The sequence below is a fragment of the Pandoraea pneumonica genome, from assembly GCF_049918595.1.
GTDB lineage: Bacteria > Pseudomonadota > Gammaproteobacteria > Burkholderiales > Burkholderiaceae > Pandoraea > Pandoraea pneumonica_A.
The window spans coordinates 609,342-622,345 of record NZ_JBNCRZ010000004.1 but is presented as its reverse complement, the minus strand read 5'-3'; the positions used below and the strand labels follow the sequence as shown (position 1 = coordinate 622,345).

6 protein-coding genes are annotated in these 13,004 nt (G+C 62.8%); 1 reads left to right on the top strand and 5 read right to left on the bottom strand.

What is annotated here, in order from left to right:
* Positions 1-146 precede the first annotated feature (146 nt).
* On the top strand, positions 147-2,369 hold the full coding sequence (locus tag ACPWR9_RS19440; RefSeq protein ID WP_426330867.1) for an FUSC family protein: 2,223 nt from the start codon (positions 147-149) through the stop codon (positions 2,367-2,369).
* Between the two features lie 72 nt (positions 2,370-2,441).
* Here ACPWR9_RS19440 and ACPWR9_RS19435 read toward each other — a convergent pair whose 3' ends face one another.
* The 5 genes from ACPWR9_RS19435 to ACPWR9_RS19415 all read right to left on the bottom strand — a co-directional run bounded on the left by ACPWR9_RS19435 (position 2,442) and on the right by ACPWR9_RS19415 (position 12,786).
* A complete protein-coding gene (locus ACPWR9_RS19435; RefSeq protein WP_426330868.1) occupies positions 2,442-3,080 on the bottom strand; it encodes a response regulator in 639 nt (212 codons plus the stop codon).
* A 407-nt stretch (positions 3,081-3,487) separates the two neighbouring features.
* Positions 3,488-5,068, bottom strand: coding sequence for an efflux transporter outer membrane subunit (locus ACPWR9_RS19430; RefSeq protein WP_426330869.1), 1,581 nt, complete (start codon positions 5,066-5,068; stop codon positions 3,488-3,490).
* Positions 5,069-5,123: 55 nt separating this feature from the next.
* Positions 5,124-8,276 carry a multidrug efflux RND transporter permease subunit gene (locus tag ACPWR9_RS19425; RefSeq protein WP_426330870.1) on the bottom strand — a complete coding sequence of 1,051 codons (3,153 nt, stop codon included), beginning with the start codon at positions 8,274-8,276 and terminating at the stop codon, positions 5,124-5,126.
* A complete protein-coding gene (locus ACPWR9_RS19420; RefSeq protein ID WP_426330871.1) occupies positions 8,273-11,425 on the bottom strand; it encodes an MdtB/MuxB family multidrug efflux RND transporter permease subunit in 3,153 nt (1,050 codons plus the stop codon). Before ACPWR9_RS19420 ends, ACPWR9_RS19425 begins: the two co-directional genes overlap by 4 nt.
* Entirely contained in the window at positions 11,422-12,786 is a 1,365-nt protein-coding gene (locus tag ACPWR9_RS19415) for an MdtA/MuxA family multidrug efflux RND transporter periplasmic adaptor subunit (protein WP_426330872.1), read from the bottom strand. Before ACPWR9_RS19415 ends, ACPWR9_RS19420 begins: the two co-directional genes overlap by 4 nt.
* Positions 12,787-13,004 lie beyond the last annotated feature (218 nt).

The window sequence follows — 13,004 nt, the reverse complement described above, 5'->3', positions numbered from 1 at the left end:
CGGTCGGCGTCACAGCACACGGCAACGTGTCTTGTAACCGGCAGTATCCCCTCTTCGCGCTACGCGGGCGTTCGGCTAGACTCCTGACTGCGCCGCGTGCTACCCGCCGCGCGGCCGGCTTTGCAGCGGAACCCTCGCACCGACGCATGGACTACCAGACCGATATTAAGAAGTTCCTCTATAGCCATTACTTTTTCACCGGCACCCGCCAAGCCTTGGGTGTCGTCTTACCCGCGCTCGTCCTGTTCTGGGGGCTGGATCAGCACCTGCTCGGCATCGAAGTCGCCTCGGGGGCCTTGTGCGCCAGCGTCGTAGACATCAATGGCCCGCTGCGCCACAAGCACACCGAACTACTGAGTTGCACGCTGCTCGGCGCCCTCACCGTCCTTATCACCGGCATGGCGACCGCCGCCCAGCCGTGGCAACTCTGGCTCACCACGCTGATCCTTACGTTCGGCCTGTCGATGCTCGTGGTCTACGGCTTTCGCGCGTCGCTGGTGAGTTTCGCCTGCCTGATGATGATGGTGCTCAACGTCGAGGCCGATCTCACGCGCCATCAAGCCGTGCTCGATGCTGGCGCCGTGCTGATCGGCGGGCTCTGGTACACCTATTTCAGTCTGGTGGTTTGTCGTGTGTGGTGGTTTCGCATCGAGCAGCAAACGCTCGCGGAATGCTTTTTCGTCACGGCACAGTATCTCGACGCCAAGGCGGCGTTCTACGACTCGACGACCGATATCGACGACTGCTATCGCAACCTGATCGCCGCACAAGTCAATGTGGTCGAGAAGCAGCAAGCCGCGCGCGAGATCATTCTGCGCAACCTGCCCCGACTGCGCACCGGTAGGCTTGAGCCGCGCCGCACGATGCTGTTCAACCTGTTCATCAACATCGTCGACTTGCATGAAGTGGTGGTGTCGGTGCACACCGACTATCCGATGTTGCGCCGCGAGTTCGCCAATCAGGACGTGCTCGTGTTCTTCCGCGACATGATCCGCAAGATTGCCGTCGAGGTCGATGCCATCGGCTACGCCATCGCGACGAATGAGCCGTCGCGGGCGCAGCGCAGTTGGCGTGCGGAGTTCCGCGCCATCGAGTACGAAATCGACGTGATGCGCAAGCAGCAACTGCCGCAGCAGGCGCCCGAGGCGTATCAAGCCGTCACCAGCACGTTCCGCCGCGTGTGGAGTGCCACGCGTGTGCTCGAGCGCATGCACCGCAACACGAATATCACGACGGCGGCCTCGGCGACGGAAATGCAGATCGATCAGGCGCTCGTGAGATTCACGTCGCGGCAAAGCTTCTCGCCGAAGCTGCTGCGCAAAAACCTCACGTTCTCGTCACCAAGCTTTCGACACGCGCTGCGCGTGACAATCGCGATCACCGCCGGCCTGATCATCTGCGAGAACTGGTCGCTACTTGCGGGGCAGGCGCACAGCTATTGGGTGCTGCTCACCATCATCGTGATTTTGAAGCCCGGCTTCAGCCTGACGAAGCAGAAAAACGCCCAACGTCTGACCGGCACGCTCCTTGGGTGTGTGAGCGTGCTCGTCATTCTGTCGTTCGTGCACAAGCCCTGGGTGCTGTTCGCCCTGATGTTCTTCTGCATGGTGATGGGCAACAGCCTCTCGCTGTTCAACTATGGCTTGTCTGTGGTGTTCATGTCGTCGTACGTGCTGCTGCTGTTCCACTTCCTGCTGCCGGGGTCGCTGTCGGTTGTGGGCGAGCGCGCCATCGACACGTTGATCGGTTCGGCCGTCGCCTTGGTGTGTTCGTACCTGTTCCCCTACTGGGAATATCGCCTGATGGGGCCGCTGATCCGGCAAGCCGTGCAGTCGACGCGAGCCTATCTGGAGTCGTGTGTGGGGCGCGACGGCGTGCGCGACGATCTGGCCTACCGCATGGCGCGCAAGGACATGCACATTGCTTTCGGGAATTTCGGCGCGGCCTTCAAGCGAATGATGCTTGAGCCTAAGTCGAAGCAAGTGTCCGTGGGCGAGCTCAACGATTTGCTGGTGCAGAACCATGTGATGGCGTCGTACATCACGGGCATTTCGGATGTGCTGCCGCGTCAGATCGCGGCGGACAAGAGCGGTGAACTGGGGCAAGTGGTCTCGGCCATCAGCGACTTGCTCTCGCAGGCGGTCGCTGCGCCGGCCGCTTCGGTGCCCACCGATGCGCAGGCGGCCAGCGAAGCGATGCGCGACTACACGCGCCGTCTTGATGCCCTCGTCGTCGCACAGGAGCAGCAACCCGATACGGCCGACGCCAACGTGCAAGAGCTCAAGCAAGTGGTGCATCAACTCAAACAGATGCTGCGCGCGGGCGAGCTGATTCTGCGCGATATGCGAGGAATCCGGCTGCCCGCGTGAGTCACGTGTGCAGGGATGGTGGGTGCGATAGCGCTAACGAATTAGCGCAAAAGCACGCGACCGGACGGCGCATCAAGTGATACCCGTTCGCGTCGCGTAGTGATAGAGATCGACGTCGCGATCCAGCCCGAGCTTGCGCATCGCGTTGGTCTTCTGTGAGCTGACTGTCTTGACACTTCGGCTCAGCTTGAACGCGATTTCACTGATCGTGAGTCCCGAGACGAAGAGCCGCACGACCTCGACCTCGCGTCCCGAGAGCTTCGAGGCGTCGGCTTCGGCGTCGTCGGCCACCGAATCGTGCAATCGCGTGGCCAGCCCCGCGGGGATATAGCGGCTGCCGTCGGCCACCACGCACACGATGTCCGCGATGGAACTCTGCTCATCGAGTTTCGAGAGGATCGAATGCACGCCCAGCTTGAGCATGCCGCGCAAGATCGCCAGATTCTCCAGCATCGTGACGACGATGATCTTGATGTTCGGAAAGTATCGGCGTACATAGCCGATGAGAAATAGCCCGTCTTTGAAGTGACCGCCGGGCATCGAGAAATCGGTCACCAGAATGTCGCACGGTGCCTTGGCCAACAACGTCACCAGTTCCGACGAATTGGACGCCTCCCCCACCAACTGAATCATCTCCCGCTCTTCGAGCAAGCGGCGTATTCCGTAACGCACAATCGGATGGTCATCTGCCACCACGACGTTGATTGTCATAGCTGCCCCCTCCTTGTTGTCATCTGGCAGAACCGCCGCAACGACACGGCGCTTCGCGCCTGCCATCGCAGCGAAGTGGGGCCATTCTGGCAAAAGGGATCGGACCGCCCCGCTGGGAGATTGCCCATAGGCAATTCACCAAAGCACGTTTGCTACGCGGTGTGGTCGATGGGCGAAACGCCCGGTGGCTGCCTCATAGAGCGGGTACTACGGGCGAAAGGCTTGATTTCACTTGCTCGAACGTGAAAACACTCGCCCCCGTCGCACACCGCTTTGTGCTACTCGCGTCACACAGCGTCGGATGATTCGCGGCAGGGGCTTCCGCGATTCCGAACGCGAAGTTCGGAATTAGCTTAAACACCAACTCGGGAAATAGTGATCGCCCCCCGCAGGTACTCGGAAATGGATCAACCGGCCGACGCGTCAGAAGCGGGCGCGGGCGCGTTGGGTTGTGCCGCCCCGTCCGGTGCCGTCGGTGAGCTCGGGCCGCCATCCTCTGCGGGCAAACCGTGCCAGCCACCGCCCAATGCGGTCACCAACAACACGTTCGCGGTGAATTGACGGCCAAGGATCGTCAGCGACGTACGTTCCGTGGTGTACGCCGTCGCTTGCGCGGTCAGCACGTTCTGAAAGCTGACCGTGCCTGCCTTGTATTGATTCAGGATGAGTTGCAGCGCCTCGCGCGACGATTGCACGGCCTGCGTCTGCACCGTTGCCTCGCGGCCCAAGTAGTTCAGCGCCGCCAGATTGTCCTCGACCGACTGGAACGCCGTGAGCACCGTCTGACGATAAGTCGCCACTTGCGCGTCGTAAGCCGCGATGGCCGCATCCGTCTGTGCACGACGCAGCCCGCCATCGAAGAGCGTTGCAGCCAGTGCCGGTCCTACTGACCAGAAGCGGCTCGGCAGCGTCAGCCAGTTCGCGAAGCTGCTGCTCTGGAAGCCACCAGATGCCGAGAGTGAAAGCGTCGGGAAGAACGCAGCCTTCGCCACACCGATCTTGGCGTTGGCCGATGCCACCGCACGCTCGGCCGCCGCGATATCCGGGCGACGCTCCAACAGTTGCGACGGCAGACTGCCCGGCACCGTCGGCAACGCCGCGCGCATCGGCGCCACGCTCAACGAGAACGCCGCAGGCGCCTTGCCGACCAGCAACGCAATCGCATGCTCCAACTGCGCGCGCGTCACTTCGATATCGATTGCCGACGCCTGGGCCGACTGCAATTGCGTCTGCGCCTGAATCACATCGGAGCGCTGCGCCACGCCCACGGCGTACTGATTCTGCGTGAGCTTGAGCGTCTGCTCGTAAGCTGCGACGGTTCGGTCCAGCAACGCCTTCTGCGCATCGGTCACACGCAGATCGAAGTAGTTCTGTGCGAGCAGGGCTTGCGCGGACAAGCGCGCGTTCGCCAGATCGGCGGCACTCGCCGCAGCGCTCGCATCCCCCGCTTCCACCGAGCGGCGCACGCTGCCCCAGATATCCGGTTCCCAGCTTGCCGTGCCCGACAAGCTATAGCTGTTCGAGAGGCCCCCTGCGCCGGAACCGCTCACGGCCGTGTTGCTCACCCGCGAGCTGCTGCGCGTGAGGCTGGAACTGGCACCAATGGTCGGGAAGAACGCCGAGCGCGCTTGTGACGCCACCGCCAACGCCTGACGGTAGTTAGCCTCGGCCACCTTGATGTTCTGGTTGTTGACGTCGACCTGCGTCATCAGGTCGTTCAGTACCGGGTCTTGGTAGATCGCCCACCACTCGCCCTTGGCCGCGGCATCGTTCGGTTCAGCCAGCTTCCAGTCACCGGTTTCCTTGAACGCAGCAGGCGTATCCATCTCCGGGCGCACATAGTCCGGCCCGACCGCACACCCCGCCAGCCAGAGCACAGCGCTCGCGGCCAGGAACGCGGCCGTACGGCGAGTACGCAGTGATGCGCCAACACGTCCCGTGACTGGGTGGCGAGCAGCGTTGACTTGACGATTCAGGGAACGGGGCATGGCACGAGCCGGCGTGTTAGCCGGGACAGTAGATTCAGTTTCGGAAAGAAGAAGGTCAGCCATGGCTCACCTCCGCATCGCCGTGGCCGCGAGCGCGCCAACGCGCCCAGCGCAGACGCACGCGGTCGAGATACAGGTACACCACCGGCGTCGTATAGAGCGTGAGCACCTGACTCACGAGCAGGCCGCCCACGATCGAGATCCCGAGCGGCTGACGCAGTTCCGCGCCGTCACCCGTGCCCAATGCGAGTGGAATCGCGCCGAGCATGGCGGCCATGGTGGTCATCATGATCGGGCGGAAGCGCAGCAAGCACGCGTGATAGATCGCGTCGCGCGGCGCCATGTTCTGGCGCCTTTCGGCATCGAGCGCGAAGTCGATCATCATGATGGCGTTCTTCTTCACGATACCGATCAGCAGAATCACGCCGATAAGCGCAATGATGCTGAACTCCGTGTTGAACAACAGCAACGCCAGCAACGCCCCCACACCGGCCGAGGGTAGCGTCGAGAGAATGGTGAGCGGGTGAATGTAACTCTCGTAGAGCACGCCCAGCACGATATACACCGTGAGCAACGCCGTCAGAATCAGGAACGGCTGCGACGAGAGCGCCGATTGGAACGCCTGCGCCGTGCCCTGGAAGCTGCCGTGCACTGACGTCGGCATGCCCAGGCGCGCCACCGCGTCGCCAATGGCCGCTTGCGCCTGCGAGAGCGACACGCCCGGTGGCAAGTTGAACGAGATCGTGCTCGCCGCAAACTGCCCCTGATGCGACACACCCAGCGCAGTGTTCGTCGGCCGGTACTTCGCAAATGACGAGAGCGGCACTTGTGCACCTGCCGACGTCACGACGTAGATATCTTTGAGCGACTCGGGGCTCTGCCACCACTGCGGTGCGACTTCCATCACCACCTTGTACTGATTGAGCGGGTTGTAGATGGTCGAGACCTGCCGCTGGCCGAACGCGTCGTTCAGCACGTTATCGATCTGGCTCATCGTGAGACCAAGACGCGATGCCTGATCGCGGTCGACGTCGAGCGTGGTTTGCAGCCCCTTGTCCTGCTGATCGGTGTTCACGTCGGCGAGTATCGGCAGCCGCGATAGCGCGTTACGCACCTTCGGCTCCCAATCCCGCAGCTCCTGCAAGTCGTCCGCTTGCAACGTGTATTGATACTGCGCGTTGCTCGAGCGCCCGCCTACACGAATGTCCTGCACCGATTGCAGATAGAGCTGTGCACCCGGCTCCTTGGCCAGCTTCAAGCGCAGACGCGCAATGATCTGGTCGGCGGAGAGCTTGCGCTCGGACAACGGCTTCAACGTCACGAACATCGAGCCGCCATTGCGATTCGAGCCACCGGTAAAGCCCGTGACGGTTGCCACGGCCGGGTCGGCCTGTACGATCTTGATGAAATCGGCGAGCTTCTTTTCCATCGCCTGGAACGAGATCGCCTGGTCGGCCTGAATGAAACCGATCATGCGTCCGGTGTCTTGCTGCGGGAAGAAGCCCTTCGGCACGACGGTGTACAGCCAGACGTTCAGACAGATGGTCGCGAACAGAATGATCAGCATCAGCGGCCCGTGGCGCAGCGCCCACGACAGCGAGCGTTCGTACTCGCGCAACATCGCGGCAAACATGCGCTCGGTCCAGTCGCCCATACGGGTCCAGATCGACGGACGGCGCGGGGCTTCGGTCGCCAACGGTGCGGTGCCCTGCGGCACGCCCGGTGCGGGGCGGCCTTTGAGCAAGCGCGCGCACATCATCGGCGTGGTGGTGAGCGATACCACCAACGAAACCATGATGGCCGCTGAAAGCGTCACGGCAAACTCACGGAACAAGCGCCCGACGATGCCGCCCATGAGCAGCAGCGGAATAAACACGGCCACCAGCGAAATACTCATCGACAGCACCGTGAAGCCCACTTCGCGCGTGCCCTTGAGCGCCGCCGCGAATGGACTTAAGCCCTCTTCGATATGGCGAGAGATGTTCTCCAGCACGACGATGGCATCGTCGACCACGAAGCCGGTCGCGATGGTCAACGCCATGAGCGACAAGTTATCGAGACTGAAGCCGCACAGATACATCACGCCGAAGGTACCGATCAGCGAGACCGGCACGGCCACGCTCGGAATCAGCGTCGCGCGCCAATTCCGTAGGAAGAGGAACACCACGCCGATCACGAGGGCAATGGAGATCAGCAGCGTGCGCTCGACTTCGCGCAGCGACGCACGGATCGTCGGCGTGCGGTCCATCACCACATCGAGATTGATGGCCGCGGGAATCGACGCCCGCAGGTTCGGCAGAATGGCGTTGATGCCGTCGACCGTCTCGATGATGTTCGCGCCCGGCTGCGTGGTGATGACCAGCAGCACCGACGGCTTACCGTTGGCCGAGCCCGCGTTGCGCAAGTCCTGCACGGAGTCGACGACATCGGCGATATCGGCCAGACGCACCGGGCGTCCGTTCTGATAGCTCACGATGACCGGCAGATATTCCTTAGCCGTCTTGGCCTGATCGTTCGCGAGAATCTGCCAGCGGCGATCGCCATCTTCGAGCGCGCCCTTCGGCCGGTTCGCGTTGACCGCCTGAATCGCCGTGCGCACCGTCTCGATGGGAATCTGATACTTGTTGAGCGCCGTCGGGTTGAGTTCGACACGCACCGCAGGCAACGAGCTACCGCCTACCGTCACGTCGCCCACGCCTTCGAGCTGGGAGATCTTCTGCGCGAGGATGGTCGACGCCGCGTCGTACATCTGGCCGCGCGTCATGCTCTCGGACGTGAGCGCGATGATCATCACCGGCGCGCTGGCCGGGTTCACCTTGCGGTACGTCGGGTTGCTCGGCAGCCCCGTGGGCAACAAGCTGCGTGCGGCATTGATAGCCGCCTGCACGTCGCGCGCTGCGCCGTTGATGTCACGGTTCAGGTCGAACTGCAACGTGATACGCGCCGAGCCGAGCGAACTGTTCGACGTCATTTCCGTCACGCCTGCAATCCGCCCGAGCGAGCGTTCGAGCGGCGTCGCCACGCTCGCCGCCATGGTTTCAGGGCTGGCGCCCGGCAGCGAGGCCGACACCGAGATGGTCGGGAAGTCGACCTGCGGCAACGGCGAGATCGGCAGCAAGCCGAAGGCGACAATGCCCGCGAGCGTGACGCCGATCGTCAGCAGAACGGTGGCGACCGAGCGCCGGATGAAGACGGCCGACAGGTTCATCGCGTCTGACCGTCCGGGGTGTCGGCAACCGCCGGGCCACCATGATCGCCATCATCCGACGGACCGAAGCGGCGCTCGCGCCATGCGCGCGCACGCATCGCCAGACGATCGAACCACAGGTAGATCACCGGGGTGGTGAAGAGCGTGAGCACCTGGCTGACCATCAAGCCACCGACCATCGTGATACCGAGCGGCTGGCGCAACTCGGAGCCGACGCCCGAACCGAGCATCAGCGGCAGCGCGCCGAGCACCGCGGCCATCGTCGTCATGAGAATCGGGCGGAAGCGCAGCAAACACGCCTGATAAATCGCCTCACGCGGCGCCATGCCGTGCTCCCGCTCGGCCTCCAGCGCGAAGTCGATCATCATAATGGCGTTCTTTTTCACGATACCGATCAGCAAGATGATGCCGATGATCGCGATGATGCTGATGTCGTTGCCCGAGACCATCAATGCGAGCAAGGCCCCCACGCCCGCCGACGGCAGTGTCGACAGAATGGTGATCGGGTGGATGTAGCTCTCGTAGAGCACGCCCAGCACGATGTACATCGTCACCACGGCAGCAAGAATCAGCCACAGTGTGTTCGACAGCGACGCCTGGAACGCCTGCGCAGCCCCCTGGAAGGTGGTTTGCGTGCTGATCGGCAAGCCGATGGAAGATTCGGCTTCGGTAATCGCCTTCACCGCGTCGCCGAGCGAGGCACCCTTCGCGAGGTTGAACGAGATCGTAGCCGCCGGGAATTGACTCTGGTGATTGATCGCGAGCGGTGTCGGCTTTTCGATGATCGTCGCGAACGAGGCGATCGGCACCTGCACACCGGTCGTCGACGCCACGTAGATGCCCTTCAACGCATCGGGGCCCCGTTGGAAGTCGTCAGCCACTTCGAGCACCACGCGATACTGCGACGCCTGCGTGTAGATCGTCGAAATGAGGCGCTGACCGAACGCGCTGTACAACGTCTGGTCCACGGCCGCAGGCGTCACGCCAAGACGGCTCGCCGTGTCGCGATCGATTTCCACGTACGCTTGCAAGCCGTTGACCTGCAAGTCGCTCGTCACGTCGGCCAGTTGCGGCACGTGCTTCAGCTTATCGACGAGCTTCGGCACCCAGATACCCAATGTGTCGAGGCTCGGGTCTTGCAGCGTGAATTGATACTGCGTGCGGCTGATACGGTCTTCGATCGTCAGATCCTGCACTGGCTGCATATAGAGCGAGATGCCCGGTACACGCGCCACTTCCGGTTGCAGACGGCGAATGACCTCGGAGGCATCGAGCCCGCGCTCGCCCTTGTCTTTCAGGTTGATGAGCAGTCGGCCGCTGTTGAGCGTGGAATTCACGCCGTCCACGCCGATAAACGACGATACCGATTCGACCGCCGGGTCCTTCAGCACCTCAGAAACCAGCGCCAGTTGGCGCTCGCCCATCGCGGCAAACGAAATCGACTGCGGGGCTTCCGAAATCCCCTGAATGACACCGGTGTCCTGCACCGGGAAGAAGCCCTTGGGTACCCACATATAGAGCAGCACCGTGAGCACGAGCGTGCCGAGCGCGACGAACAACGTCGCCGGCTGACGGTCGAGCACCCACGTCAGCCACTCGCCGTACTTCGCGATGATGCGATCGAACATCTCGCCGGTCTTGCGGTAGAACTTGCCTTGCTTCTCTTCCGGCACGTGGCGCAGCAGCTTCGCGCACATCATCGGCGTGAGCGTGAGCGAGACCACGGCTGAAATCAGGATCGAGACCGCCAAGGTGACCGCGAACTCGCGGAACAGTCGACCGACTACATCGCCCATGAACAGCAGCGGAATCAGCACGGCGATCAGCGAGAACGTGAGCGAAATAATCGTGAAACCGATCTGCTCGGCGCCCTTGAGCGCCGCCTGCAACGGTTTCTCGCCCTGCTCCATATAGCGCGCGATGTTCTCGATCATCACGATGGCATCGTCGACCACGAAGCCTGTCGCGATGGTCAACGCCATCAGCGTCAGGTTGTTGATCGAGAAGCCCGCGAGATACATCACGCCGAACGTGCCGATCAGCGAGAGCGGCACCGCCACGCTCGGGATGATGGTGGCCGAGACGTTGCGCAGGAAGACGAAGATCACCATCACCACGAGGGCAACGGCGAGCACCAGTTCGAATTGCACGTCGGAGACCGAGGCGCGAATCGTCGTCGTGCGGTCGGTCAGCAGTTTCATGTCGATGCTGCCCGGCAGTGAGCCCTGCAACTGCGGCAGCAACGCCTTGACCTTGTTGACCGTCTCGATCACGTTGGCGCCCGGCTGGCGCTGCACGTTCACGACGATGGCTGGCGTGGTATCGGCCCACGCGGCGAGTTTGGTGTTCTCGGCACCGTCGATCACATCGGCGATGTCGGACAAACGAATCGGACCGCCATTCTTATAGGCAATGACGAGGTTGCGGTATTCGTCCGCCGATGCGAGCTGGTCGTTCGCGTCGATGGTCGAAGCACGCAGCGGGCCGTCGAAACTCCCCTTCGCCTGATTGACGTTGGCAGCAGCAATCGACGTGCGCACGTCTTCGATATTCAAACCATAAGACGTAATCGCGCGCGGGTTGACCTTGATACGCACCGCCGGTCGCTGCCCGCCCGAGATGCTCACCAGACCGATGCCCGGCAATTGCGAGATCTTCTGCGCGACGCGCGTGTCGACCAGATCCTCCAGCTTGGGCAGCGGCATGGTCTTCGACATGATCGCCAGCGTGATGATCGGCGTGTCCGCCGGGTTCACCTTGCTGTAGATCGGTGGCATCGGCAAGTCGCTGGGCAGCAGGTTGCTGGCGCTGTTAATGGCCGCCTGTACCTCCTGTTCCGCAACGTCGAGGCCCAGATCGAGCGAGAACTGCAACGTAATCACCGACGCGCCGCCCGAACTGGTCGACGACATCTGATTGAGACCCGGCATCTGGCCGAACTGACGCTCGAGCGGTGCCGTGACCGACGACGTCATCACATCGGGGCTAGCCCCCGGGTACAGCGTGACGACCTGAATGGTCGGATAGTCGACCTCCGGCAGTGCCGAGAGCGGCAGCAACCGGTAGGCGACGAAGCCGGCGAGCAAAATCGCCAGCATCAGCAGCGATGTGGCAACCGGCCGGAGGATAAACGGGCGGGACGGATTCATCGGCGCTGGCCGCCATGGCTATTGCGCTTCTCGCCCGGCTGACGCGGTGCGGTCGCCGCAGCACGGCTCTCGGCGGTGATCACTTCCACCTTGGCGCCGTCGCGCAGCTTGTCCATGCCGTCGATCACAAGCTTCTCACCCGGCTCGATGCCCGACTCCACGGCGACGTTGGTGCCGTCGGTCGGCCCCAGCTTCACCGTCTTGAGCTTGACGGTCTGATCCGGCTGCACGGTGTACACGAAGCTGCCCTGCGTGCCGCGTTGCACTGCGGCGCTCGGCACGAGCGTGGCGCCCTTGAGCGTATCGACCAGCATCTTCACGTTGACGAACTGGTTCGGGAACAGCATGCCTTCGGTGTTGGCAAAGGCCGCTTTGAGCTTAACCGTGCCCGTCGTCGTATCGATCTGGTTGTCGATCGAGGCGAGCTTGCCGCTGGCCAGCTTGATCTTGCCGGCGCGATCGAAGGCTTCCACCGGCAGCGCTTCGCCAGCGCGTGTGCGCTTGACCACGCGCGGCAGGTTGTCTTCGGGAATGGTGTAGACGACGGTGATCGGCGTGACTTCGTTGATGATGACGATGCCGTTGGTGTCCGAAGCATGAATGATGTTGCCCGGATCGACCTGACGCAGACCGGCCAGCCCCGAGACGGGGGCCGTGACGCTGGCGTAGTTCAATTGCAGACGCGCGTTGTCCAACTGGCCCTGATCGGCTTTGACGGTGCCTTCATATTGTTTGACGAGCGCGCGCTGGGTATCCACCGTCTGGGCTGCGATCGAGTCCTGCTTGAGCAGCGTCTCGTAGCGCGCCAGATCGAGCTGTGCGTTCTTGAGCAGCGCCTGATCGTGGGCCAACTGGCCTTCCTGCTGGGTCACCACCACCTGGAACGGGCGCGGGTCGATTTCGGCGAGCAACTGGCCTTCCTTGACCATGTCGCCTTCCTTGAAATGCACCTTCATCAACTGGCCGTCCACGCGCGAGTGCACGATGACGCTGCGCGTCGGCGTGACCGTGCCCAACCCGTTGAGGAACACCGGCAGGTCGCCCGTCTTGGCCTCGACCGCCGTCACCGGCGTGGCTGGCATGCCCCCGGCCCCCGGCATCCCACCCGGGGGGCCGCCCCGGCGACCGCCCTGCTGGGCCGGCCCCTGGGCGTTTTGGCTGTGCAGGCGGTAGTAAACACCTCCGGCGATGAGCACGACGATCAGCCCGATCACGCCCGGCACGAGCCAGCGGCGCTTACGCGAGGCCGGTGGGGTTGCCCCCATGTCGCGACGCGCCCCGGCGGCGGGGGGCGTGGGCGGCACTGACGAACGACCGGAATCGTTCGGTTGGTCGGAACCGTGGGGACCGTGCTCGGTCATGACTTCCTCGTAACAGCGGAGTGTTTAGCGGATTCGTCCGGTGCGGACGACGTTATTTTTTCTGATTGCTGCGGCGCGGCAAACCGGCTGGGAATATGCCCAGCACCGTGCCTCGCCGAAATCGGCTGATCAGCATAGCAGACGGACATGACACCTTTGTGCGGCGATACCAAAAAGCGGTCAACGCCGTAAGTGACCCAGCACACAGGAGATGGTTC